The organism is Blautia hominis, from assembly GCA_002270465.1.
Taxonomy (GTDB): Bacteria; Bacillota; Clostridia; order Lachnospirales; family Lachnospiraceae; genus Blautia; species Blautia hominis.
On sequence record NQOF01000002.1, the window covers coordinates 953059 to 977616 of the forward strand.

Here is a 24558-nt window from a genome sequence, read left to right on the forward strand (position 1 = left end):
CTGTCCGGAACTTCACTCCTATTTAATGACCAAACTGCTATAATTTCCATAATCTAAATACAAAGGTTCAGGAGGATATGAAATTGAAAAAGCAAATATTTAAAGGCGTGGGTACAGCGATCGTTACACCCATGAAAGAGGACTTTTCTATTCATTATTCTGTGTTTGAGGATTTACTGGATATGCAGATCGCAGGCGGCGCGGATGCAATTGTAGTTGCGGGCACAACAGGAGAAAGTGCCACGCTCACAGATGAAGAGCATGTAGAACTTATTCGGCACGCAGTCAGACATGTCAAAGGACGTATTCCGGTCATTGCCGGAGCCGGAAGCAACAATACCGCCCATGCAGTCTATCTGTCAAAGGAATGTGAAAAAGCAGGGGCGGATGCCCTTCTCCATGTGACCCCCTATTACAATAAAACGTCCCAGCAGGGGTTGTTTCTGCATTTTACGGAATGTGCCAAGTCAACCAATCTGCCCATTATTTTATATAATGTACCGTCACGTACAGGAGTCAATATCTGTCCGGCCACGTATAAACGCCTTAGCGAAACAGAAAATATCGTGGCTGTGAAAGAGGCAAGCGGCAATTTTTCCCAGATAGCAAGGACTGCAAGCCTATGCAAAGAGGATTTAACGATCTATTCCGGGAATGATGACCAGATCACCTCATCCCTGGCTCTTGGCGGAAAAGGTGTGATCTCTGTTCTCTCCAATCTTATACCAAATGAAACCCACGCTATCTGTGCCTCTTATTTTGAGGGGAACCATGAGGAGAGTGCGCATTTACAGCTAAAATATCTGGAGCTTATCGAAGCACTGTTTTTAGATGTAAATCCTATTCCTGTAAAACTGGCAATGCGCGCCATGGGTTATGATGTGGGTCCCTGCAGACTGCCCCTCTGCAATATGGACAATACCATGGCAGAAAAGTTGTATACTGTGCTGGAAAAATACAGTCTGACGAAAGTATCCAAACACTCACACTCCGATGCCGGGTAACACCGATTCGGTTCTCAAATATAATGTGTGATCTTGTAACCGTGCAGGCTTAGAACCATTGGACACTTTAGAAAATACAAGAAGGAGATTTTATATGAAGGACGCATATATCTTATTTAGAAATGAGTACCCCCAGAATAAAGAAGAGATTTATTCCCTGATCAAAGAATTTTGCCGCAAACATGATCTATATTATTCCGGCCCGATCACAGGGGATCCTTTGCTGGTGAGGATTGAGGGAGAAGTGTATACTGTGGATATCAAGGAGGAAAAGGAGGACTCAGGCAGTGCTTACTGGATCATTTATTGTCTGCAGAAAAAGCACTTGTATCTCTTCCGAAATATTTTAGAGCCGGCTTGATATGATCGCCCCTTGTCAAGTAGACAAGGGGCTGATCCATACCGGCTCTGAAATGAATGTTATGATACCTGAAAGGGGGTATCAGCAATCGTTTTCCCAATGTTACCTTTATTTTCGACCTCCAAATGTAACAAACCTGTGCACTGGTTTATTATGTATTACGCTTACTATTACGTTAAAAAAATATAGTATCTATCAAAACCTCTTCTTTTTTAGTATAATAAATTTGAAACGGAAAGAAACATTTTTTTGATTATATGAAGCATTTCAGAAGGGATCTACTACATGATAGAATTAAGCTTAGAACAAATACGGAATTTCAGGCTGTATACCCATCATCTGGACAGGATATTCGCTAAAACGGATATAGAAAAGCTGGTGGGCGCATGTGGAATGCAGAATACACCGCCCGGTGCCTGGGAAACGGCCCTTTACAATCGCGTACCCGGCTGCAGTTTATCAGAAATGGACGATTTGCTGTATACAGAGAAATCGCTTCTGCAGGCCTGGAGTCTACGGGGTATCCCTGTTGTATTTCCTATTTCACAGAGCCATATCTTTCTATCCGCCCTTATAGCGGAGGAGGAAGAACCCTGGATTTATACTTCCGGAATTTCACTGGCGCTTGACTTTCTGCAGATGGATTTTAATGATCTGTTCCGTATATTACAGCAGGTGATTCCACAGCTTGATGACTGTACGATCATGAGCAAAACCTCTTTAGATCAGACATTGGCAGATTGGATGCTGCCGCTCATTCCTGAAAATAAGCGTGTTTTGTGGTCACATCCTTCCATGTATGGGAGTCCGGATAAGCAGACTGTGGGAGGCGCTGTTGTTTCCTTTTTGCTTCGGCCGTGTGCCTGGAAAGGATTGGTCGTTTTCGGAGAGCGCCAGGGAACCAGCCCGATGTTTACATCCTATAAAAATTGGACAGGCAGGTCTCTCATACCGGAAAAAGACGCCTGTAAAGAGTTGGTACGGAAATACCTTCACTGTTATGGACCGGCAAACGTCAATCATTTTGTGAGCTGGCTTGGGTGCTCCGGAAAACAGGGGCGCCGTATGTGGAATACGGTTTCCGAGGAGATGGAACCTGTTTCCGCTCTTGGTAAAAAGGCCTATATTCTTTCATCCGACAAGGAACGTTTACTTCAACCGGATTCCCCGGAAAGAGAACTGCTTCTTCTCGGCGGACACGATCCTTTTCTTGATCAGCGCGACAGGGAGGTCCTTCAGCCTGACAAAACACTGCATAAACAAATCTGGAAGTTGGTAACCAATCCCGGTGCTGTTTTGTACCGCGGAGAGATCATCGGGATCTGGAACGCCAAAAAGAAAAAGAACGGCATAGAAATCACCATAACTCTGTGGAAATCCATTCCTGACAGACCGTGTCTTCATGCTCTTGCGGAAGCATATGCAGCCTTCCGCCAGATAAGATTATTGGGGGTTGAAATAATGACCTGACCTTGTAAACGCCGTATGGTAGAAATATATTCAGTCCCTTTACAGGGCAAAACCCATACAGGATTACCCCTTATGCTGGGATTTGCTTTGCTGCAGAAGATTTAAATGGGAGTTCTTATAGTCCATACCGTAAATGTACGGACCTTCTGATATGATATGGATAAACAAAGCTGCACATAAAAAGCATGGCCGCATAAGTGACCATGCTTTTACCTGTATGACAGCCTTTTGGCCAAACATTTCACAGAAATTCAATTTCATTCAAATCATGTATCAGATAATCAATCTTCACATTTGTATTGTTTTCTTTGTCCTTGGGATTATACCAGCAGCAGCGGATCTGCGCATTGTTTCCCCCCTGCATATCACTGGTCAGGGAATCTCCCACGATAAGGACGTCCTTCTTCTCATGAGGACCTATCTGTTTCCATACATGATCAAAAAATCTGATATCCGGCTTTTCAAAGCCTATTTGGTCGGAAATAAAAACATCGTCAAAAATAACATCTAAACCCGACTTTTCAAGTTTTCGTTTCTGAGCCACATAGGTACCATTTGTAACCGCATATTGCTTAACGCTTCCTTTCAGTCTCTCCAGCAGACACTTGCTGTTATCGTTAAAAAACACCTGGTCACCCAAACGCATTTGATACTCCGCGTTAAACCCTTTGGCATCCTCAAAGCAAATCTGTTCTTTTTGAAAAAACTCTGTGAACCGGTCGAGTAATACCTGTTCTTTTGTAATTTCTCCGGTCTCCAGACGTTTCCAATAACTTTTGTTTATTTCCGCATATCTGGAGATCATGGCATCTGTGCAGTCATTCAGATTAAATTTCGCAAAACACTTCCGCAATGCATACTTTTCTGATCTGTCAAAATCAAGCAGTGTTCCGTCTACATCCCATAAGATCACTTTAAACATTATCATTCTCCGTTTTTTATATTGTAAGGCTATTTCCTGTAACATTCCCTGATGAAGGGTTCCTCTATAAGTTCAGAAATAAGCAGACCATATTTTCGGGGATGGCGGAATGCATTGCCGTGGACTTCATGTTTCCTGTAGGCACGGATTTCCTCTATCGGGAAATCAGCCAGATAAATCCCTTCCCGTTCCCCTGCTTCCAAAATCAGTGTATCTCTTGAACCGGGCTGCCCCTCCCTGTACGCAATGCCGTCGAAAGCCGTTGAATGCCCGTTGCAGTCAGGTTTTCCATAAGGATAATTGACGGTGGCTATTCCCGTCATATTTTCGTAAGCTCTTGCCCGAAGCTGGGAAATGCGGTTGATTTCCATGGGACAAGCATTGGGAACCAGAATAATTTCAGCTCCTTTCAGCATGAGAATCCTGGCGCTTTCCGGGAACTCCCTGTCATAACAGATCATGGCTCCAACCTTAACCCTGCCCTGCTCCGTATCCAAATCCGCAGTATAAAAATCATCTCCTGCCGTCAGCCTGCACTCATCCCCAAAATCGCAGGTATGTACCTTGGCATACTTTAAGACGCAGCTGCCAAAACGGTCAAACAGGCAGATCGTGTTGCGGGGCAGTGGCTCAAACGTTTCAAGAAATGTGATACCCACAGCCATGTGCAGCTCTTTGGCAAGTTCACCGAAGGTACGGACAAATTCACTGTCAGAAGACACGGCCGCCGCCCTTAACTCCTCTGTATCTTCCGGAATATGGTAGCCGCTGCTCCACATTTCCGGGAACAAAGCAATATCCGCTCCCATAGCTTTAGCTTTCCTGCAGGAATCCATGCCCTTTTTCATGTTTCCTTCCAGAGTGTTCTCCGGCAATAACTGTAGTAATGCTACTTTTAAACTTTTCATTTCAACCATTTTCCTTATAAATCTGTTCTAGTTACATAGATATTTTTAGTATTATTCAATACCCCTGCTAACACAGCTCCATTATTTTTAAATATTTTATTGGAGGCCATGTTATCCACATGCACAAAAGACTTCACCTCCGTGTAGCCAAGGGATTTACATATCTCAATGATTTTGCCAAACAAAATATTGCCATACCCTTTCCCACGGTGTTGTTTTGCTATCCCATACCCAAAATTTCCGACACCTTGTTTTTCTAAAAATACACTTGAATGATGGCGTATTCTGGCTATCCCTACCGGCTGTCCATCCGCATAAAGAAAATATGTAGTTTGTGGGATAAAGTTCTCAGGCAGATTTTGTGACTTGGAGTAATCGTCCTGCTCGATCAGCCATTTCTTATAGTCATTAAATGAGATACCATATACTTCATTTGGAAAACCATTTTCATGACTGCCTATATCCTGAAGCATCTGATATTCTGCAATCCCGTTTTGAACCGAAAGCTGTTTAAATTCCATTTCCATATACACTTCTCCTATACATCCAGATCATAACATCATCCCCATAGTTGTATTTCAGCCGTTTATAAAACTTTCAAATACGCTGCAAAACCTTCTCATATAATCTGAACCAATCCAGTCCGTACTTTCCAAGACCTAGATCAACCGTTGCTATATATTGATACCCGCATTGTTCGTATAATTTAATTGCAGGTATATTGTTTTCATAGACATCTAAGCGGATCGCTTTCATATGATTCTGCATCCCAAGGCATTCGGCAAAATCCATCAATCGGGTGCCGATTCCTGACTTTGTATAATTCGGATGCACTACAAACGTATGTATCACATATACAAGGCTATAATCTCCATCAAATTGCCATTGAGCGCTGTCATAGCCTTTCTCCGGCGTATGGCTTAATATTATAGAACCTACAATTTTATTGTCTATTTTGGCAATAAATAGAGCGTTATTATCAATTCCCACTATGGCATCTTCCCGTATTGGGTACACGCCCTTTTTCCATCCGGGATAATTAATGCCCATTTCCAAAGCTTCATTAACCTCATTATATAAGTGCTCTATTTCATCTAAATCACTGTAAGTACCACGTTCAATCAATAATTCCATGCTCTTTCGCTCATCCTTTCTTATGTGTTCCACGCAATTCTATTTTTAAGTTTCTCGATCGCCCGGACAACTAAGTTTACTGTTCTGTGAGTCATACCCAACAGGCCCTCGGATTTCTATCATATTCTGCCATCTCCTTTCATAGATTGTTCTATCAAACTTCCTTTTAAAGGAGCAGCCATATATGAATAATTGCGGCAGCAGTAAAAATGAATGTAACAATAATGAAAAAGACACAGCCGAAAGCGAAGAGATCTTTGCCTCTCAAAAGCCATACCCACCCGTATGTATAACTGAGAGAAATTGTACATATGGACGTATGATGCTGGATAATATAGGGGGCGCCAATTCGGAAATGTCTGCGGTAAGCCTCTATCTTTACAACAATCTTCTGTTGGATCTTGACAAATATCTGTCTTATGTTTTCCATAAGATCAGTATTGTGGAAATGCATCATTTGGAAATATTCGGACAGCTTGCCAGACTAAACGGAGAAAATCCAAGGCTTTGGACGCACAGAGGGAACAAAATGCAGTATTGGTCACCCTGCTGCAATCGCTATCCCACGGAGTTAAAGCCGCTGCTTATAAATGCACTGGAAGGCGAAAAGAAAGCCGTACAAAAATACACCATGCAATGTGAACATATTAAAGATGTCCATATAGTAAAATGCCTGAAACGCATTATTTTAGATGAAGAACTGCATATTGAAATCTTTGAAAGTCTTTGTAAAAAATACTAAATGTACCGCTGCATCCAGCAGAAATAGGTCTGTCATTTGTGATATGAATGCCCATTGATGATCCGGCAACTCCTGTAAATCTGTTCCAGCAGTACCACCCGCATAAGCTGGTGCGGAAAAGTCATTTTGGAAAAACTAAGGGCAAAATCAGAACGTTTCTGCACCTCTTTACAAAGTCCAATGGAGCCGCCGATGACGAACGTGATGTGGCTTTTTCCCTGGATACCCAGACTCTCTATTTTTTTGGAGAGTTCAACAGAATCCAGCATCTTTCCATTGATCTCCAATGTGATCACATAGGAATCCTCCCGGATGCATTTCAGGATGCGCTCCCCCTCTTTTTGGCGGATATTCTCCTCCAGTGTTTCACTGGCGGCATCCGGGGTCTTCTCATCTGCCACTTCCAGGATTTCAAGCTTACAATATTTGCTCAAACGTTTTGTATATTCCGCAATAGCGTCTCGATAAAATTTCTCTTTGATTTTTCCAACCGTCAGCACAGTGATTTTCATTTGCCGGATTCCTCCCGCTTCCATTTCAAAAGTTTGTCTTTCTCCTCTTTAGAGACCCGGTAGGACTCTCTGATCTTCTGGATGGATTTATTGTGTGTAAAAGTATCCATAGTATCCGTCTGCAGAAACAGTGTCGTTTTTTCCGGGAACTTGATATAACACACAGACACGGCCCAGGCAGCTGCCATCTGCACATAATAGGCATCGCTGTTTATATGGTTCAATCTATCCAGGAGACGGTCTATGTACTCTTCTGTCACAAAATGGTTCAGCATGGACACCAGGGCAAAACGGATTTCATATTCATGTTTCGAGTCCAGAAACCGTTCCAGAAATGCAAACCAGTAGGAAGTATCCTTTCTCATAAACTTGTAAGTGACACAGCTGCAGTCACAAATTGCCCAGTTATTGATTTTAGGAACAAAATCCTTCAATGCCTGGGTCTGTTTTTCCCGATCCATTTTCGCATATCCAATTACAATACCTTTCAGCATCAGCTCCTCATAACAGGTATCATCCGCTTTTTCCAAAAATTCCGTAATATCTTCTTTTGCAATCTTCTTTGCCATTTCCCGGAGCTTTGGCATTCGGACCCCCATCATTGTAGTCAGGCCCGGAACCAGGGACTCTTGAAAATTTTTGTATTTCGCATCAGCAGACTGCCGCAGTTCTTCTCTTATTGCCTCGATCATGATCTCCCTCGTGTTTTACAAAATCGCTTCCATATAGTTGCAAAAAGAGCCGCCACGTCCGGTGACGGCTCCCTATATGCTTAATTAATTATTTTTTCCTTTGATAAATTCATCAATTCCCTGTGCTGCTGCTTTACCTGCACCCATAGCCAGGATAACCGTAGCAGCGCCTGTTACAGCGTCACCGCCGGCGTAAACACCGTCTTTGGTCGTCTTGCCGTTTTCTTCATCAGCGATGATACATTTTCTCTTGTTTGTATCAAGACCGATGGTGGTGGTGGAGATCAGCGGGTTCGGGGAAGTTCCCAGAGACATGATAACAGTATCCAGTTCCATCTCGAACTCGGAATCCGGAATCTCTACCGGGCGTCTTCTTCCGGATGCATCAGGCTCACCCAGTTCCATGCGGACGCACTTCATACCTTTTACCCAGCCGTTTTCATCTGCCAGGATCTCTGTCGGATTACACAGAAGGTCAAAAATGATGCCTTCTTCTTTTGCATGATGTACTTCTTCTGCTCTTGCAGGAAGCTCTGCTTCACTTCTTCTATATACAATATGTACTTCAGCGCCCAGACGAAGTGCTGTTCTTGCTGCATCCATTGCAACATTTCCACCGCCTACAACAGCCACTTTTTTGCCCATTTTAATGGGGGTATCATGGTCATCGCGGAACGCTTTCATCAGGTTGCTTCTTGTCAGATATTCATTGGCAGAGAACACACCGTTGCTGATCTCACCCGGAATTCCCATGAACATAGGAAGTCCTGCGCCGGAACCGATGAATACCGCTTCAAAGCCTTCATTTTCCATAAGTTCATCAATCGTGGTGGATTTTCCGATGATAACGTTTGTCTCAACCTTAACGCCTAAGGCTTTTACATTTTCAACTTCCATTTTTACGACTTTGTCTTTCGGAAGACGGAACTCGGGAATACCGTATACCAAAACACCGCCCGGCTGATGAAGGGCTTCAAAGATAGTCACATCATAACCCATCTTTGCCAGATCGCCTGCACAAGTAAGGCCTGCAGGTCCGGCACCGATCACTGCCACTTTATGTCCGTTTTTCTCCTTGGGAGGTTCCGGTTTGATTCCGTTTTCTTTTGCCCAGTCAGCAACAAAACGTTCCAGTTTACCAATGGAAACCGGCTCGCCTTTGATACCGCGGATACACAGGCCTTCACACTGTGTTTCCTGAGGGCAGACACGTCCGCAGACTGCCGGAAGGGCACTGGACTGTCCGATCACTTTGAACGCTTCTTCAAAGTTACCTTCTTTCACTTCTTTGATGAATCCCGGAATATCAATATTTACGGGACATCCTTTGATACATTTGGCATTTTTACAGGTCAGGCAGCGGGCTGCTTCTTCCATTGCCTCTTCTTTGTTATATCCATAGCAAACTTCTTCAAAGTTTGTTGCTCTCACTTTTGGGTCCTGCTCTCTTACAGGAACTTTCTTTAATACATCACCCATTATTCGTCACCTCCGCAGTTTCCGCATCCGCCGTGATGGGTGTCCCCCTCACGAAGTTTTAATAATGCTCTTCCTTCTTCTGTCTTGTACATCTGCTGTCTCTTCATTGCCAGATCCCAATCAATCAGATGACCGTCAAATTCAGGACCGTCCACGCAGGCGAATTTCACTTCGCCGCCGACGATAACACGGCAGGCTCCGCACATACCGGTTCCGTCAACCATGATCGGGTTCATGGAAACAATAGTGGGCAGGTTCAGTTTTTTAGTTGTCAGGCAGCAGAACTTCATCATGATCATTGGTCCGATGGCAATACATTTTGTATAAGACTTGCCTTCAGCAGTCAGATCCTCGATCACTTTTGTTACCATTCCGTGACGTCCATATGTACCATCATCTGTGGTGATGTATAAATTACCTGCTACTTCTTCCATTTCTTTTTCCAGGATGATCAGGTCTTTTGTCTTAGCACCCACAATGACATCAGCCTCAATGCCGTGCTCGTGCAGCCATTTTACCTGCGGATATACCGGTGCGGTTCCTACGCCGCCGGCTACAAATAAAAGTCTTTCTTTCTTTAACTCTTCCAGATCTTCATTTACAAATTCAGATGGACATCCTAACGGACCTACGAAATCTTCAAAGAAATCTCCTGTCTGCATTTTAGCGAATTTTTCCGTGGAAGCACCTATCGGCTGGAATACGATCGTAACAGTTCCTGCCTCTCTGTCATAATCACAGATAGTAAGCGGAATTCTCTCCCCTGCATCGTCCTTTTTCACGATGACGAACTGTCCGGGCTCACAGTGTTTTGCAACCCTTGGTGCGTCAACAACCATGAGATAAACTATCTCATTAAGCTTTTCTGCTTTCAGAATCTTGTACATAATGTCCTCCTCACAACTCCAAATATGGTAATTCTATTGCTATAGTCGCTCTTTTTAGTATAGAGCAAAATGAACAAAAATTCAATCCGAATTTTAGAAAAATTTCCAATTTACTTTATAAATCATTGATAAATGACATAAGTTGCACTGGCCGGACTACTTATCTTTCCATTTTCATCCACTAAAATAGCGGAGAAGATATTTTCTCCAACCGGCATGGAAACCGGTCCTGTATATTCTGTGCTGTCCGTAGTTGGCGTCCCGTTAAATTCATAATATGCAGTACAGCCCTTTGGCACATATACCTTGATCGTCATGGAATCCTCATACTGTCCGGAGGCAGGTGTTATCCTTGGCGCATCCGGTGCCTTGAACTCTATGGTATAGGTCATAAGTCCAATGTCACTTGGAATCCCCTTGGCATTATATGCCACATATTTCAAGGTATACTCCCCTTCCTCCTCCAACAGGATTCCGCTGGCAGAATCATATAATGTACTTGTAGTATCCGGTTCCTTTCCGTCCAGCGTGTAATACACCTTGGTCCCATCCTCAATGGCACTGAAATCCACTTCCTCTTTGCTGTCATAAGTGCCGCCGTCCAGTGATATGACGGGAAGTGTGCTGATATAGGCGGAATAGCGCTCCTTAACCTCCGTGCTCTCACAGTCGTCCATAAGCTCTTTTATCTTCTTGACTTCGCCCTGTTTTTCATACAGGCGCAGAAGCTCCCCGTAGGCGCTGACACTGTCGGGCGCATTGGCGACCGTAGAGATGAGGATTGCCAGAGCCTTCTCCTCCTCCTGGTTTTTCAGATATATCTTAGCCTGCAGAATATTGGCTTCTGTACTGTCTGGCTGCAGGTTCAGCGCACGCTCCAGGTATTTCAGGGCAGTGTCATAATCTTTGTTGCTGAACTCGGACTCTGCCTGGGCCATCTGGAAATCAAAAGAATTGTATTGTTTCTGGTAAAAGAGGACACCTGCGCCCACTGCCAGCACGCAAACACCGACGGCTGTAAAGCCCACAGCCATACGTTTTTTCTTTCGCCGTTTCATCTCCTGTTCCTGCCGCTTTTTTTCCCGAAGCGCATGCTCTTCCTTTTTCTTCTTTTCTTTTTCCTGTATCTCACGCTGCTGGATGATCGTCTCCAGCGTATTATATTCCGGCACCCATTGAACTTCTTTGCCGCATACGGGGCAGAACAATATGCCATCCTCAAATTCTGTACCGCAGTTCGCACATTTCATGTAAATACCTCATTTCTCATCTATATCAACATTTTACAAATATTCTTTTACCTGTACTGTCCCTTCACAAGTTACAGACATTCTTCTATATACTGTTCAAATTCTTCCATGGACATAAGAACTTTTCTGGGTTTGGTACCTTCCTCCTCACCCACAACGCCGGCCTCACAGAGCTGGTCCATGATTCTGGCCGCCCGGTTAAAGCCAATCTTAAAGACACGCTGCAGCATACCGATAGAGGCCTTTTCTTTCTCAATGATGAACTTGCCTGCATCTGTAAAATAGGCATCCCGGTCATTGCCGCCGGATGCTGCTCCCGCCTGATTGCCGGAAGCATCTTTGGCCGCCTCTATCTTGTCCTGGATCTCCTGGCTGTAGACATGGGCAGGGTTCTGCTCTGATAAAAATTTAACCACAGCCCCCACTTCCTGATCACTGACAAAAGCCCCCTGTACACGGGCCGGCTTTTGGTAACCCTGGGGATAAAACAACATGTCGCCTTTGCCCAGAAGCTTTTCCGCACCATTCATATCAATGATCGTCCGGGAATCCACACCGGAAGATACGGAGAAGGCAATCCTGGAAGGCATGTTTGCCTTGATCAGGCCGGTAATGACATTGACGGAAGGCCGCTGCGTTGCGATGATCAGATGGATCCCCGCTGCCCTGGCAAGCTGTGCCAGGCGGCAGATCGCATCTTCCACCTCACCGGGAGCTACCATCATAAGGTCTGCCAGCTCGTCCACGATAATAACGATCTGTGGCATCTTTTCCGGCTTCCCTTCCTCTTCAATATCTTTGATCTTGTCAACCTTTGCATTGTATCCTTTTAAGTCCCTGACATTGTACTCTGCAAATTTGTTATAACGGTCTGTCATCTCCGCAACCGCCCAATTCAGGGCGCCGGCTGCTTTCTTCGGGTCTGTGACCACGGGGATCAGCAGATGGGGGATGCCGTTATAAACACTCAGCTCCACAACTTTGGGGTCTATCATGATAAGCCGTACCTCTTCCGGGGAGGCTTTGTAAAGGATACTCATAATTAAGGTGTTGATACATACGGATTTACCGGAACCCGTGGCACCTGCTATGAGCAGATGGGGCATCCTGGCAATATCCGCTATGACCGGCTGTCCGGCGATATCTTTTCCTGCCGCGAAAGCCAGTTTTGATCTGCATGTGGAAAAAGCCTCGGACTGTATCAGTTCACGAAGCATAACTGCACTGTTTGTGGCATTGGGGACCTCTATTCCAACAGCTGCCTTACCGGGAATGGGTGCCTCAATACGAATATCCGTTGCCGCCAGATTCAATTTGATATCATCTGTCAGGCTGACAATCTTGCTGACCTTAACCCCCTGCTCCGGCTGCAGTTCATACCGCGTGACCGACGGACCGCAGCTTACATTGGTCACCGTCACATTGACGCCGAAGTTGTGTAACGTTTCCTGCAGCTTTTTAGCTGTACTGCGCAGATGGGAATCAGAATCGCCTTTTACCCCGCTTCCCTTTTTCAACAGTGAGACAGGCGGTATCTCATATTCCTTTTTTATCTCCTGCTCTTTGTCTGCAATCTCATCCTTAATATTTTCAATTCCGTCCGCAATCTCATCTTTGGAGGAACGCGTTTTTTTCGCAGATGCTGCTTTCTGTGGTTTTTCCTCCCGCACCGGTTCTGCAGGAATCTCCTCCACAATTTCTTCCACCTCCGCCGGCGCTGCGTCGGAACGATGGATCGGGAAAGCATTCTCAGGTTTTAACAGGATATCCTCTTCCGGGATCTCCTCCACAGGTTCCGCCGCAAACGCCTCTGCGGCAGCGGCCTCTTTCCGGATATTATCTATATTTTCAGCAGCCGGATCGGCTCCAGTATTGTCTTCGTTCTTGTTTCTTCTTGTTTTCAATTTTAAAGGTTCTGATTCTTGTGTTTTTTCCCCGTGTTTTGCTCTTCTTCCTGTGACCGGCTTGTCTTTTTTCTCTGATACATACTGTTTTCTTCGTGCACGGCCTGCTTTTGCACTTCCATATACACGGGTGCTGCCTTTTTTGAGAAGTGCAAACATAGATTTCTGGGTGATCAGGATCAAAGCAATGATCATTGCAATGATATCGATCACATACGTTCCCACAGTACCGAAGGCTTTTCCGCAGATATTGCAGAGAAGGCCACCCAACATACCTCCGCCGGTCTGGTATGTGGAGGAAGTTTTATAGTAGTCCATAATGGAAGTTCCGCTGAAGTAACCGTCCGTTAAAAGCTGCATCAATGCGCAGGCAGAAATGAACAGCAAAAGAAAGCCTGCCATTTTCCGGTAAGCTTTCGGATTTTGGTTATTCGATATGACAAAGGATACAGCCAAAAATAAAAAGATAGGAAATATGTAAGCCACCAGGCCAAACAGCCCGAAAAACACGCCGCTGACCGTCTTTCCTACCAGGCCTCCCATGCCGAAATTACTAAGCAAAAGCAGGATAGAACCTGCCAGTGTGATCCATAAAATAATCTCCGTATACAGGCCGATCCCCTCGTCCTGTTTTTTCTTATTTCTGCTTCCAGAGCGGGTGCCCGTCTTTTTTCTTGTGTTGTTTTTTTTCGTCGCTGCCATTTTTTCTTGACTCCCCTTAAAGTTCCTGCGGCCTGTGCCTACAGGACAAAATTACACGTTACAGCGGCTATTCCGATGATAAAACAATAAATACTGAAATACCGGAATTTTTTGCGCTGCACAAACCGCAGCATTGTCTTGATGCAGAAGTACCCCGCCGCTCCTGCTAAAACTGCTGCTGCCAGATATTCCCCGAACATGGGAAGTGTGGCTCCCGAGCCGGGTATGTCCTTTAATTCCAGGATAGCTGCCCCCAATACAGCCGGAATGGACATGATAAATGAATATTTTACTGCAAATTTTCTGTTGAGACCGCAGAGCAGACAGGCTGCTATGGTCATACCGGATCGTGAGATTCCGGGAAATACTGCAATTCCCTGAAAAAAGCCGATCGCCAGTGCGATCCCGAAGGATACATCTCTTGGTATTTTATTTCCTGCCGGGAAGAAATCCACCACCAGAAGCAAGATTCCGGTGATAAAGAGTCCAACCCCGGGTGCCAGCAGATTATTGCCGGCTGTCACCACCACGTTCTTTAGAAGCAGTCCCACAACTGCGGTAGGAATGGTAGAAACAATAATAAGCAGGATGAATTTTCGGTAGTTGGTGGACACGATTTTTTTATAACGCTTCGCATCGTGTTCTCTTCGGTTGTGTGACCATATTTTAAAATTCTGAACAATATCATAAATCATCCCACATCCATCCAGAACCAGTTTCTTAATGTCCTTCCAGAACGCAATAAAAATAGCTGTCAGCGTTCCCAAATGTAAAATCACATCGAACAACACGCCTGTGTCCGTGTTGATGTTTAAAAGATTCTGCATAATAGCCAGATGCCCGGAACTGCTCACCGGAAGGAACTCTGTGATTCCCTGCACCAGCCCAAGCAGAAGTGCCTGTAGTAATGACATGTGGTCAACCTCTTCATATGTATTTTCTCCATCTGTTTTTTGTGTAGATCGCACAGATGGAGTGATAAACTTTATCAAATGTTTATTCTATCATAAAATTGCATTTCACACAACTTAAAAGTCTTTACAAAATTTAAGAAATTTCGATCATCCCTCATTTTTTCTGTTTTTTTCAATGAGTTCATACAGTTTTTCCAGAGACTGGGAAATGCCGCCAACCTCATCGATCAGTCCTTCCTTCACTGCTTCTTCACCCTCCAGCATTGTGCCCACGTCCTTTACAAGCTGGGTAGGATCCAGCATCAGTTCCTCGATACGCTCCTGCGACATCTTGGAATGGGAGGAGACAAAACCTGTGATGCGGTCCTGTATTTTTTCTATATTTTTATAGGACTGCATCACACCGATGAACATACCGTTGCTCCGAACCGGATGTATCACCATGGTTGCAGAGGGCACAATAAAAGAATAATCAGCGGAGACTGCCATAGGTACACCGATGGAATGGCCGCCGCCAAGTACCAGGGAAACGGTTGGCTTGCTCAGAGATGCGATCATCTCCGCGATCGCAAGTCCTGCCTCCACATCTCCGCCCACAGTGTTGAGGAGGATGAGAAGGCCGTCCACATCTTTGCTGTCCTCGATCACGGCAAGCTTTGGAAGAACATGCTCGTATTTGGTGGTCTTGCTGTTGTTTGGCAGGGATTCATGGCCTTCCACCTCGCCAATAATGGACAAAAGGTGGATATGATATTGTTTTTCATTGTCGGATAAATCTAACTGCCCCATATCTTCTATCTGCTCATTTTGTTTTTCTGTTTTTTCCAGTTCTTTTTTCTTTTCTTCAGACATAAAACTACCTCCAAGAATTTATTCCTGGAGGTAGGATGCGTAGTTTGGTGATTATTATGCATGACCCAGATCAGAGACATACGCTGCATTTTATTCTGTCGGTTTTGCAGGGTATTGTAAGATTATTTCTTCTTTTTTTTCTTATCACGGGATGGATCAAACCATGATCTGGAAGGAAATCGCTTTAGATAGCGATTAATAACAGGATGAAAATTCATGGAAATGCAGCACAAATACGCCAATATAATATAAAATATAGTGAGCCATGGTGAAAACAGCATTTTACCAAATTCCGATATATATACATCTGTCAGCCAAAGCGCAAGTGCGCCGCCCAATGTAGTGAAAACTGTGCCTCCTGTTTTACTCAAGCCCCCAATATATTCCCCCATTATAACCAAAATAGGCAGCACTAGCGGGGTGAGAGGATACGTTTCTCTGCCTAATTGGGCTGTGCGTTCAGTGATTGGATAGTGTATAGCAGCTTCTATTACACTTATTACCAAACTGATACACCAAGATATCAGCGCTATATTCTGAAAGACATTAAACGCAGAAATAATCTTTCGTGTTTTTTCCGTATGAAGATCAACATATTCTATTTGCTTTTGTTTATTATACTCATCTACCATGCGCCGGATTTCTTCCGGTTCATACATAAGCCTGTCTTCCAGCTCCTTTGATTTCTTCTCATCCGGCATTTATCCCTCCGTTCTTATGATCAAGCGGAATCTATCTTTTCTGGATCAATCTCAAAGTTTCCTCATATAAAGCTTTTGAATTTATAAAGCTTATATACGAAAATATGGCATCCACAAAACAGGATAGGCAAACGCAGGTACACAATAATAATTCTTTATCTCCCCAAATTGTTTTTTCTCTTTTATAAAACAGAAGAACCCGTATCAAATTTAAAATACTGAGACTTCCGTAAATAGCAATGGCGGCATAATAACAGACTTCCCGATTCCATATGTCTTCACGTATTAAGAAATAAAGAAGCATTGCAGGCGGAATAAAGAAAATCAGTCTGCCAAACTTAATCCATATATTTTTCAGTTTTAACTCCATATACATTTCCTGTTCCAATTACTATTTAGAATAGACTGTCCTATATTTTGTTCCGATAAAATCACCGAACACTTTCTATATTTTTATCATACCATTTATGTAAAATAATGTCCAACAGATACAGTATTGCTAAATATAAAAACCAGTCTGTACAAAGTTTTCAATAATTATGAACAAAAAAGCCCCCTCTGCGCCTGTTAAAACGCAAAGGGGGGCTTTTATTTACTCGTCCCAGTTATGCCATACATACTGCACGTCGTCGTCATCTTCCAGTAAATCCAGTGTTCTTTGCAGGTTCTTCACATCCTGCTCATCGGAAAGCTCCACATAAGTCTGGGGGATCATGGCAACATCTGCCTCGGCCATAGGGATTCCTTCCTTTTCCAGGGCTTCACGTACAGCGCTGAAATCATCCGGAGCGGTGAGGACCTCAAAGCTGTCCTCCTCCTCAGAAAAATCCTCTGCGCCTGCATCCAGGGCGATCATCATCAGGTCATCTGCGTCCATCTCGCACTCTTCCTTGTCAATGATGATCTGTCCTTTTTTATCGAACATAAAAGATACACAGCCAGGTGTTCCGATATTGCCGTTTCCTTTTGTGAATGCACTTCTCACATTGCTGGCTGTACGGTTCTTGTTATCTGTCAGGGTCTCCACAATGACAGCCACACCGCTTGGGCCGTAGCCTTCGTAGGTGATATATTCGTAGTTGTCAGCATTGGCATCACCCGCTGCTTTTTTGATTCCACGGTCAATGGTGTCGTTTGGCATGTTGTTGGCTTTTGCCTTCGCGATCACATCACGCAGTTTACTGTTGTTGGCCGGGTCCGGGCCGCCCTCTTTTACGGCTACCACGATCTCTCTTCCGATCACAGTAAAGATTTTGCCTTTTTTAGCATCGTTTTTCTCTTTTTTATGTTTTATGTTTGCGAATTTTGAATGTCCTGACATCTCTCTTCTCCTTCTTTTTTGAGCAGTTTTTCTACCCTTACTTTTTGTATTGTATTATTTTCCACCCCAAGGATGGTAAATAAATATCCGTTTGTCCTGACTTCCTTGTCCTCCTGGATATTGGGGATATGGCCCAGCAAAGAGGTCAGATATCCATTTAATGTCTCATAATCCTCATCCTCAAAATCAATATCCAGCACTTCCCCCACCTCTTCCAGAGGTGTGAGACCTTTCATCAGATAGGAGTCATCAAGCTGTTCCACAATAAAATGGTCATCTTCATCATATTCGTCCAGAATATTGCCCACAATCTCTTCCAGTATGTCCTCCATGGTAACAATGCCTGAAGTCTGTCCATATTCATCCACTACCACAGCCATGTGGATTTTCTTGGCCTGCATCCGTTTGAACAAATCGTTGATGCTCCTGGTCTCAGGAATATAGGAAGCTTCACGGATCAGATCCGGTATCTGGCCCACAGGAACATCTCCTTTATTCTCAAAGGTCATCTGTTTCATAGCATCTTTCAGATGCAGGATGCCGATAATATCATCCATATCTTCTCTGTATACCGGATACCTGGAATTACTTCCGTTCAGCATATAGGAAAGGGCCTCAGCAAGAGGGGTATTTACCTCTATGGCGCTGACATTTTTCCGGTGAGTCATGATATCCTGCGCTTCCTTGTCGGAAAACTCCATGATATTCTGAATCATTTCCGCTTCATTCTCTTCGATCACACCCTGTTCATGGGCATCATCCACCATTGAAATAATCTCTTCTTCCGTCACATCTTCTTCGTTATGATGGGGATCCACACCCAGCAGGCGCACCATCCCATTGGACAGTTTCATGATCAGAAACGTAATCGGATAAAACAGCTTTACGATCAGCCGTACCAGCCCTGCTGTCCGGTAAACCCATTGGTGCGGATTACAGGTAAACAGCTTCTTGGCGGAAATTACGCCTACAGCCACCAGTAAGATCAATACCAGAAGCACCGCGACCACAACGCAGATGCCGCGCAGAACAGCGTCCGGTATGTAGGAAAATGCGGAAATCCCATGCAGTGCCGTATACATATAGGGAACAAGCTCACGGATCCCCACATACCCGGCCAGTATGCTTAAAAGTGTGCCCACAGTGAGAATGGTATTGACAACCATAACCGGATTGTTCACTACATCCAGCAGCCAACGGGACCTCTTATCACCCTCCTGCTGCCGCTTCTCCACTTCACTTTCGCTTACTTTCTGTATGGCAGAGCCAAATCCATATAAAATCCCGTTAATGATGATGAATAATAGAAAAACCATTACCGCCCATAAAGGACTACTCCCGTCATCCATATGATTAAAAAATTCCTTCTTTCTTCCCTCATATTTGCCCTTTTTACAGGGCTGTCCTATAATAAGATACCATTTTCATGCACAGCAGTCAAGAAAAAAGAATGCCCGTCTGGGCTGCAAAACCGTACATGTTACTGTTCACTCCGTGTCCAGTAACACGCTTCGCGATGCACAGATATGGGGCATTCTGCCCCATATCGCGCTGGCTGCCTCGGGATTTTCATGCTTTCAGCATGAAAACGCCTCCCGGTACAGTTGCCTGTGTACAGTAACCCGTACATTCCAGACATACGAATTTGGAACGCCAAATTTTGAATAAATCATTGTTTTTATAAAATTCTGGTGTATAATAAAAGTAACTACGATTAGATGGGAGGTTTTTATATGACACCAAAAGAAAATTTCAGAAAATTTTTTCAGCATGAACGCGGCGAATGGTTCCCCAGCTTTTTCACAGATGCCAACCTGGGCGTGTTCATAACAGGAATGGATGAACGTGCACCCCGCAATCAGTCCGGAAAAGACTTTTTCGGATGTACCTGGGTGTTTGACCCCGTAGGAAACGCAGCCGTTCCTGACACCAGTGTTCCGCCGATTCTGGAGGATATCTGTGACTGGAGGGAAAAAGTGGTATTTCCTGATCTGGATGCTGTGGATTGGGAGGCAAGCGCCAAGGCAGACAATGTAGATCAGTACGATCCGGACAAATTTAATTACACCATGCTCCTGGAAGGTCCCTTTGAGCGGCTTCACACACTTATGGGGTTTGAGAACGCCCTCTGTGCCATGCTCACAGACCCGGATGAGGTGGGCGCATTTTTCGACCGGCTGGCAGAACTGAAATGTAAAGAGCTGGATATCCTGCAGAAATATTACCACACAGAAGCGGTATGCTTTCACGATGACTGGGGTACCCAGAAGAATATGTTCTTCTCCCCTGATATCTGGCGCAGCCTGATAAAGCCACGGATCAAAAAGATTGCAGAGCACTGCCACTCGCTGGGTATGTTTTTCGATATGCACTCCTGCGGCAAAATGGATCAGATCATTGCCGAGTTCCCGGAGATAGGCATTGATTCTTTCCAAGGACAGGGGATCAACGACATTGTTGGCGCAATGAAAAAGACAGGCCATAGCCTGTCCTATAACATCACACCCAAATATCAGGATCTGGAAGCCGCAGCAGCGGCAGGCAGCCTGACTGAGGAGGAAGTCAGAAGCCGTATCCGGGAAGAAGTTTTATCCTGCGCAAAGAACGGAATCTATACAACTGCCTTCGTCCCGGTAAAGACCTGGTGGTTCCCCATCGCCATGCAGGAGGCGAAAGCCTGCGAAAAGGAAATTTTCACTATGTAGTGGGAAGTTCCAGGCTCACGCACAGGGCATGATTGACTTTCTTCAGTATTTCTGCATCCAGATGGCATACCTTGTCTTTTAATCTTCGTTTATCAATGGTGCGAAGCTGCTCCAGCAGGATTACGGAATCCTTCACGATCGCGTAGGAGGATGCGTCAATCTCTATATGGGTGGGCAGCTTCGCCTTATTCATCTTTGATGTTATGGCCGCACAGATAACTGTGGGGCTGTGTTTATTACCGATGTCATTCTGAATGATCAGCACCGGACGGATTCCGCCCTGTTCGCTGCCGACTACCGGCCTTAAATCCGCGTAAAAAATATCACCTCGTTTGATAACCACACATTTCACACTCCGATTTTTTTCTGTTCAGATATAATTCTTCCCAAGTTCTCTCGTGTGTATTCCATGGTTTTTCTTGTTTTTTACTTTTCTGAAGCCAAATCGCCTAGGGCGATGGGATCTTTGCTTGCTGCGGGATGTGTTCTTACGGTTCTGCGGGAATAAAAAGGTGGGGGACACGTTTATTGATACAGCAGGCAAACTCGTAATTAAAGCGGCCTGAAATCTCTCCCAGTTCCTCCAGCGTGATGCTCTCTTCCCCGTCCCGTCCAACTAATGTCACTTCGTCCAACTCTTCCGCTTCCGGGATATCTGTCACATCCACCATGAACTGGTCCATACAGACTCGTCCTATGATCGGCGCACGTCTGCCGCGGATCAGTACACTGCCTTTGTTTGACAGACTTCTGGCATACCCGTCCGCATATCCCACGGGAATGGTGGCAACTCTGGTAGGACGTTTTGTGACAAATGTTCCGCCGTAGCTGATCTCCACGCCGGGTTCCACTGTCTTTATGTATACAACTCTGCTTTTGAGAGCCATTACCGGTTTTAAAGGCACCGGCTCCTTTTCCACCTGACCGGACGGATAGAGGCCGTACAGAATGATACCGGCCCGCACGGCATCCATATTCGCCTCCGGGATCCGGATAATACCTGCACTGTTGGAACAGTGCTTCAAAGGCACATGCAGCCCCTTCTCCTCCAAGGCCCGGACAAATTCCAGGTATCTCTCAAGCTGTGCATAGGCCGGTTCCCTGCCCGTCTCATCTGCCCTGGCAAAATGGGTGAACAGTCCTTCCACTTCAAGCCCCGGCATTTCAGCAATTTTCAGGATCTCCGGTACATCGTGCTGCAGATCGCGGTAGCCGATACGTGTCATACCGGTATCCAGCTTAATATGTATCTTCACTGCTTTGTTCAGCCATTTTGCCGTGTCTGATAAATCTTCAGCCATCTTACAGGTAAAAACAGTGGGGCGGAAGTTATTTTCTATGATGGTCTCATAATCTTCCAGGAAGGTATATCCAAGAATCAAAACAGGCTTTTCAATACCGCCCTCTCTGAGTGCAAGTCCCTCTTCCACACAGGCTACAGCAAAGCCCCAAATATAAGGCAGGGGTTCGATATGCCTGGCAATGGGAAGTGCTCCATGTCCATAGCCATCCGCCTTCAGTACGGCTATGATCTTTGTGTCCTCGCGGATATTGTTCTTCATACTTTCCAGATTATAGGAAACCGCATCCAAATCTATGGAAACGTAAATCCTGTTCGGTGTCTTCATAAAACTGCTCCTCTTTTCTTCAAGATTTCCGTTGTCTGTGTGATCATATCTCCGGCGATCATACTGTACTCCCCCTTTTGGGCAGCTGCCATATCACCTGCCATCCCATGAAAATAAGCGCCCAAAGCCGCGGCTTCCTTTACTGAAAGCCCCTGGGCTAAAAGGCCCATAAGGATACCGGAGAGTACATCCCCGCTTCCGGCTGTTGCCATTCCGCTGTTGCCGGAAGTGTTGATAAATATCTCCTCACCACCGTCAGAAATGACGGTACGGGAATCTTTGCATACTACGGTCAGATGATATTTCTGGGCAAAACGTTTTGTCAGGTAAAGGGGCGCTTCTTTCCACTCCTCCACGGATACCCCTGCGATCCTGGAGAACTCACCCAAGTGGGGTGTTACCAGAATAGGTGCCGGATACTGCGTGAGCACTTCCATTCTGCCTGCCAGAAGATTCAGGCCGTCCGCATCGATCAGCAAAGGTTTACTGCCCTCTGCCAGTATGGTATAGAGGATATCTTCTGCCTGCTGCCCTGTGCCAAGTCCCGGCCCTACTCCTATCACATCTGCCCAGGCCAGTCCTTCCCGGATCTGTTCTTTTTTGATTTCCTCATCGTCATAGAAGCTGTACATAGCCTCCGGCAGCATTGTGGTCAGTGCCTGCCTGTTCTCCTCCCTGGTATGCACCTTGATCATACCTGCACCTGTCCTGAGTGCCGCACAGGCAGAGAGATACGCTGCGCCGCTTAAATCACGGCTTCCGGCTGCCAGAAATATTTTTCCATAAGTCCCCTTGTTTCCATCCGGCTTCCGCTTGGGGATCCGGTACAGATCCTTCTCCTCACAACGCAGTACAGACAGCTCAAAATCATTCTGGGACAGTTTATAGATCCCGATATCCGCAGTCCTGACTTTTCCCGCGCAGGAAGCACCCGGATAGAATAACAGCCCTGCCTTCTCATAGGCAAAGGTCACAGTCACGTCAGCTTTCACTGCACAGCCCAGCACCTTTCCCGTATCTGCACTGATACCGGAGGGGATATCCACTGCCATGATCTTTGCTTCCGACCGGTTAGAGGCTTCGATGGTGTCTCTGTAGATTCCGCCCACTTCTCTGGACAGGCCTACACCAAAGACAGCATCTACTATAGTAGTATATTCAGCAGGTACGGCATTCTTGACAAAGGATATGTGATAATTTTCTGCAATATTCACTTGCTTTCTCATTTCTTCTGTATAATGATCCTTTTTTCCAAGTATACAGATATCTACCGAAACCCCTGCCACATGAAGCATACGCGCCACAGCCACGCCGTCCGCGCCGTTATTTCCCGTGCCGCAGAGGACCAGGACTTTTTCCAGAGGGAAATCTTCCTCCACAAGGGCCCGGTACACACTCAGGGCTGCCCGCTCCATGAGGACCAGGGAGGGGATCCCGATCTTGCGGATGGTATAATCATCCAAAAGTTTCATCTGTCCGCCGGTTACGATTTGTTTCATGTCAACACTCCTCTCTTTTGCTGGTATCAGCCAAAAAAGGCCGCCGCAAAAGTTCCGCAGCAGCCTTTTCTTACTTTTTATGTTCCGTCACATAACAATTCAGATTATAAGACAATCTCATGAGACTCTCGGACAGGTGTACATTTTCCACAATGACATCCTCCGGGACCTCCAGATCCAGATGTGCGAAATTCCAGATAGCCTTGATTCCGTTTTCCACCAGCAGATCAGCTGTCTCTTCTGCATTGTTCTTAGGCAGAGTGAGCGCCGCTATCTGAACATCATTATCCTTCAGATACTGGGGAAGTTCATCCATCATAAGGATTTCGTTCCCACGGATGGAAATGCCCTTCAGAACCGGGTTCACATCAAAGATACCGACTACCTTAAACCCGCGCTTTTCAAACTGCACATAATTTGCCAGTGCCTGTCCCAGATTGCCCGCTCCGATAATGATCATGTTATGGGTCCGGTCAAGTCCCAGGATCTTAGCGATCTCCGTGTACAGGTACTGCACATTATATCCGTATCCCTGCTGCCCGAACCCTCCAAAATTATTCAGGTCCTGGCGGATCTGGGATGCCGTTACGCGCATCTTGGTACTCAGCTCATTTGAGGAGATACGCTCCACACCATCTTCCAAAAGTTCTCCTAAATATCTGTAATATCGGGGAAGTCTTCTGATGACTGCTTTTGATATGCATTTTTCGTCCACGACTTTACCCTCCTTATGTCTTAGTTTTCTGTTTCATATAGGAATATTATATATAATTGTTAAAATAAAGTCAAATACAATTCCAGTTATTGTTGTTTTTATCTGTTGTCAAATTCTGAATTTCAGATATAATAGGAAGGGTGAAGCAAAAATGTTACTGTTCTCTCCGTGTCCAGCAACACGCTTCGCGATGCACAGATATGGAGCATTCTGCCCCATATCGCGCTGGCTGCCTGGGGATTTTCATGCTTTCAGC

24 protein-coding genes are annotated in these 24558 nt (G+C 45.2%); 5 read left to right on the forward strand and 19 right to left on the reverse strand.

What is annotated here, in order from left to right; genetic code table 11:
• Positions 1-77 precede the first annotated feature (77 nt).
• The 3 genes from dapA to CI595_RS10380 all read left to right on the forward strand — a co-directional run bounded on the left by dapA (position 78) and on the right by CI595_RS10380 (position 2835).
• Positions 78-1004, forward strand: coding sequence for a 4-hydroxy-tetrahydrodipicolinate synthase (gene dapA, locus CI595_RS10370; protein ID WP_334293486.1), 927 nt, complete (start codon positions 78-80; stop codon positions 1002-1004).
• 94 nt (positions 1005-1098) lie between these two features.
• Entirely contained in the window at positions 1099-1365 is a 267-nt protein-coding gene (locus tag CI595_RS10375; protein ID WP_095173154.1) for a DUF4318 domain-containing protein, read from the forward strand.
• 285 nt (positions 1366-1650) lie between these two features.
• Positions 1651-2835 (forward strand): winged helix DNA-binding domain-containing protein, encoded by a 1185-nt coding sequence (locus CI595_RS10380; RefSeq protein WP_095173155.1) that lies wholly within the window; start codon positions 1651-1653, stop codon positions 2833-2835.
• Between the two features lie 241 nt (positions 2836-3076).
• On the opposite strand, the gene CI595_RS10385 is transcribed toward CI595_RS10380, so the two are convergent.
• The 4 genes from CI595_RS10385 to CI595_RS10400 all read right to left on the reverse strand — a co-directional run bounded on the left by CI595_RS10385 (position 3077) and on the right by CI595_RS10400 (position 5799).
• Positions 3077-3757 carry a YjjG family noncanonical pyrimidine nucleotidase gene (locus tag CI595_RS10385; protein WP_095173156.1) on the reverse strand — a complete coding sequence of 227 codons (681 nt, stop codon included), beginning with the start codon at positions 3755-3757 and terminating at the stop codon, positions 3077-3079.
• A gap of 29 nt (positions 3758-3786) precedes the next feature.
• Entirely contained in the window at positions 3787-4665 is an 879-nt protein-coding gene (locus CI595_RS10390) for a carbon-nitrogen hydrolase family protein (protein WP_095173157.1), read from the reverse strand.
• Positions 4666-4679: 14 nt separating this feature from the next.
• Positions 4680-5192, reverse strand: coding sequence for a GNAT family N-acetyltransferase (locus CI595_RS10395; RefSeq protein ID WP_095173158.1), 513 nt, complete (start codon positions 5190-5192; stop codon positions 4680-4682).
• Between the two features lie 70 nt (positions 5193-5262).
• Entirely contained in the window at positions 5263-5799 is a 537-nt protein-coding gene (locus tag CI595_RS10400; protein ID WP_095173159.1) for a GNAT family N-acetyltransferase, read from the reverse strand.
• 184 nt (positions 5800-5983) lie between these two features.
• Here CI595_RS10400 and CI595_RS10405 point away from each other — a divergent pair, with 184 nt between their 5' ends.
• Positions 5984-6541, forward strand: a complete 558-nt coding sequence (locus tag CI595_RS10405; protein WP_330397267.1) for a ferritin-like domain-containing protein — start codon at positions 5984-5986, stop codon at positions 6539-6541.
• Between the two features lie 32 nt (positions 6542-6573).
• On the opposite strand, the gene rlmH is transcribed toward CI595_RS10405, so the two are convergent.
• The 11 genes from rlmH to CI595_RS10465 all read right to left on the reverse strand — a co-directional run bounded on the left by rlmH (position 6574) and on the right by CI595_RS10465 (position 19104).
• Positions 6574-7053: a 23S rRNA (pseudouridine(1915)-N(3))-methyltransferase RlmH gene (gene rlmH / locus CI595_RS10410; RefSeq protein WP_095173160.1), complete on the reverse strand. Its 480-nt coding sequence runs from the start codon at positions 7051-7053 to the stop codon at positions 6574-6576.
• Positions 7050-7745 carry a DNA alkylation repair protein gene (locus CI595_RS10415; RefSeq protein ID WP_095173161.1) on the reverse strand — a complete coding sequence of 232 codons (696 nt, stop codon included), beginning with the start codon at positions 7743-7745 and terminating at the stop codon, positions 7050-7052. The genes rlmH and CI595_RS10415 overlap by 4 nt, the downstream gene beginning before the upstream one ends.
• A gap of 84 nt (positions 7746-7829) precedes the next feature.
• Positions 7830-9224 (reverse strand): NADPH-dependent glutamate synthase, encoded by a 1395-nt coding sequence (gene gltA, locus CI595_RS10420; protein WP_095173162.1) that lies wholly within the window; start codon positions 9222-9224, stop codon positions 7830-7832.
• Complete coding sequence (locus tag CI595_RS10425; RefSeq protein WP_065541852.1) at positions 9224-10111, reverse strand: sulfide/dihydroorotate dehydrogenase-like FAD/NAD-binding protein; 888 nt, start codon at positions 10109-10111, stop codon at positions 9224-9226. Before CI595_RS10425 ends, gltA begins: the two co-directional genes overlap by 1 nt.
• 122 nt (positions 10112-10233) lie before the next feature.
• Positions 10234-11361 (reverse strand): chitobiase/beta-hexosaminidase C-terminal domain-containing protein, encoded by a 1128-nt coding sequence (locus tag CI595_RS10430; protein WP_095173163.1) that lies wholly within the window; start codon positions 11359-11361, stop codon positions 10234-10236.
• Positions 11362-11432: 71 nt separating this feature from the next.
• Positions 11433-13967: an FtsK/SpoIIIE family DNA translocase gene (locus tag CI595_RS10435; protein WP_095173164.1), complete on the reverse strand. Its 2535-nt coding sequence runs from the start codon at positions 13965-13967 to the stop codon at positions 11433-11435.
• A 38-nt stretch (positions 13968-14005) separates the two neighbouring features.
• Positions 14006-14881: an undecaprenyl-diphosphate phosphatase gene (locus CI595_RS10440; protein ID WP_095173165.1), complete on the reverse strand. Its 876-nt coding sequence runs from the start codon at positions 14879-14881 to the stop codon at positions 14006-14008.
• A 147-nt stretch (positions 14882-15028) separates the two neighbouring features.
• Positions 15029-15733, reverse strand: a complete 705-nt coding sequence (locus tag CI595_RS10445; RefSeq protein ID WP_065541856.1) for a ClpP family protease — start codon at positions 15731-15733, stop codon at positions 15029-15031.
• A gap of 122 nt (positions 15734-15855) precedes the next feature.
• Positions 15856-16434 carry a hypothetical protein gene (locus tag CI595_RS10450; protein WP_095173166.1) on the reverse strand — a complete coding sequence of 193 codons (579 nt, stop codon included), beginning with the start codon at positions 16432-16434 and terminating at the stop codon, positions 15856-15858.
• A 592-nt stretch (positions 16435-17026) separates the two neighbouring features.
• Positions 17027-17755, reverse strand: coding sequence for a YebC/PmpR family DNA-binding transcriptional regulator (locus CI595_RS10460; RefSeq protein WP_033140304.1), 729 nt, complete (start codon positions 17753-17755; stop codon positions 17027-17029).
• Positions 17725-19104, reverse strand: a complete 1380-nt coding sequence (locus tag CI595_RS10465; protein ID WP_095173168.1) for a hemolysin family protein — start codon at positions 19102-19104, stop codon at positions 17725-17727. Before CI595_RS10465 ends, CI595_RS10460 begins: the two co-directional genes overlap by 31 nt.
• Positions 19105-19488: 384 nt before the next feature.
• Here CI595_RS10465 and CI595_RS10470 point away from each other — a divergent pair, with 384 nt between their 5' ends.
• Positions 19489-20460: a uroporphyrinogen decarboxylase family protein gene (locus tag CI595_RS10470; protein WP_162291849.1), complete on the forward strand. Its 972-nt coding sequence runs from the start codon at positions 19489-19491 to the stop codon at positions 20458-20460.
• On the opposite strand, the gene CI595_RS10475 is transcribed toward CI595_RS10470, so the two are convergent.
• The 4 genes from CI595_RS10475 to CI595_RS10490 form a co-directional block, all read right to left on the reverse strand.
• Positions 20453-20803, reverse strand: a complete 351-nt coding sequence (locus tag CI595_RS10475; RefSeq protein WP_018594007.1) for a type II toxin-antitoxin system PemK/MazF family toxin — start codon at positions 20801-20803, stop codon at positions 20453-20455. The two genes, CI595_RS10470 and CI595_RS10475, sit on opposite strands and share 8 nt — an antisense overlap.
• A gap of 145 nt (positions 20804-20948) precedes the next feature.
• Positions 20949-22088, reverse strand: coding sequence for an alanine racemase (gene alr, locus CI595_RS10480; protein WP_095173170.1), 1140 nt, complete (start codon positions 22086-22088; stop codon positions 20949-20951).
• Entirely contained in the window at positions 22085-23587 is a 1503-nt protein-coding gene (locus CI595_RS10485; RefSeq protein WP_095173171.1) for an NAD(P)H-hydrate dehydratase, read from the reverse strand. Before CI595_RS10485 ends, alr begins: the two co-directional genes overlap by 4 nt.
• A 70-nt stretch (positions 23588-23657) precedes the next feature.
• A complete protein-coding gene (locus tag CI595_RS10490; RefSeq protein WP_095173172.1) occupies positions 23658-24302 on the reverse strand; it encodes a redox-sensing transcriptional repressor Rex in 645 nt (214 codons plus the stop codon).
• Positions 24303-24558 lie beyond the last annotated feature (256 nt).

Bases quoted from the DNA above. Each gene is read 5' to 3' on its own strand.
- CI595_RS10425 (WP_065541852.1), bottom strand. From the start codon at position 10,111: ATGTACAAGATTCTGAAAGCAGAAAAGCTTAATGAGATAGTTTATCTC.
- CI595_RS10405 (WP_330397267.1), top strand. From the start codon at position 5,984: ATGAATAATTGCGGCAGCAGTAAAAATGAATGTAACAATAATGAAAAA.
- CI595_RS10470 (WP_162291849.1), top strand. From the start codon at position 19,489: ATGACACCAAAAGAAAATTTCAGAAAATTTTTTCAGCATGAACGCGGC.
- dapA (WP_334293486.1), top strand. From the start codon at position 78: ATGAAATTGAAAAAGCAAATATTTAAAGGCGTGGGTACAGCGATCGTT.
- CI595_RS10390 (WP_095173157.1), bottom strand. From the start codon at position 4,665: ATGAAAAGTTTAAAAGTAGCATTACTACAGTTATTGCCGGAGAACACT.
- CI595_RS10380 (WP_095173155.1), top strand. From the start codon at position 1,651: ATGATAGAATTAAGCTTAGAACAAATACGGAATTTCAGGCTGTATACC.
- CI595_RS10485 (WP_095173171.1), bottom strand. From the start codon at position 23,587: ATGAAACAAATCGTAACCGGCGGACAGATGAAACTTTTGGATGATTAT.
- gltA (WP_095173162.1), bottom strand. From the start codon at position 9,224: ATGGGTGATGTATTAAAGAAAGTTCCTGTAAGAGAGCAGGACCCAAAA.
- CI595_RS10445 (WP_065541856.1), bottom strand. From the start codon at position 15,733: ATGTCTGAAGAAAAGAAAAAAGAACTGGAAAAAACAGAAAAACAAAAT.
- CI595_RS10395 (WP_095173158.1), bottom strand. From the start codon at position 5,192: ATGGAAATGGAATTTAAACAGCTTTCGGTTCAAAACGGGATTGCAGAA.
- CI595_RS10450 (WP_095173166.1), bottom strand. From the start codon at position 16,434: ATGCCGGATGAGAAGAAATCAAAGGAGCTGGAAGACAGGCTTATGTAT.
- CI595_RS10440 (WP_095173165.1), bottom strand. From the start codon at position 14,881: ATGTCATTACTACAGGCACTTCTGCTTGGGCTGGTGCAGGGAATCACA.
- rlmH (WP_095173160.1), bottom strand. From the start codon at position 7,053: ATGAAAATCACTGTGCTGACGGTTGGAAAAATCAAAGAGAAATTTTAT.
- CI595_RS10375 (WP_095173154.1), top strand. From the start codon at position 1,099: ATGAAGGACGCATATATCTTATTTAGAAATGAGTACCCCCAGAATAAA.
- CI595_RS10400 (WP_095173159.1), bottom strand. From the start codon at position 5,799: ATGGAATTATTGATTGAACGTGGTACTTACAGTGATTTAGATGAAATA.
- CI595_RS10385 (WP_095173156.1), bottom strand. From the start codon at position 3,757: ATGTTTAAAGTGATCTTATGGGATGTAGACGGAACACTGCTTGATTTT.
- CI595_RS10460 (WP_033140304.1), bottom strand. From the start codon at position 17,755: ATGTCAGGACATTCAAAATTCGCAAACATAAAACATAAAAAAGAGAAA.
- alr (WP_095173170.1), bottom strand. From the start codon at position 22,088: ATGAAGACACCGAACAGGATTTACGTTTCCATAGATTTGGATGCGGTT.
- CI595_RS10435 (WP_095173164.1), bottom strand. From the start codon at position 13,967: ATGGCAGCGACGAAAAAAAACAACACAAGAAAAAAGACGGGCACCCGC.
- CI595_RS10430 (WP_095173163.1), bottom strand. From the start codon at position 11,361: ATGAAATGTGCGAACTGCGGTACAGAATTTGAGGATGGCATATTGTTC.
- CI595_RS10415 (WP_095173161.1), bottom strand. From the start codon at position 7,745: ATGATCGAGGCAATAAGAGAAGAACTGCGGCAGTCTGCTGATGCGAAA.
- CI595_RS10465 (WP_095173168.1), bottom strand. From the start codon at position 19,104: ATGGATGACGGGAGTAGTCCTTTATGGGCGGTAATGGTTTTTCTATTA.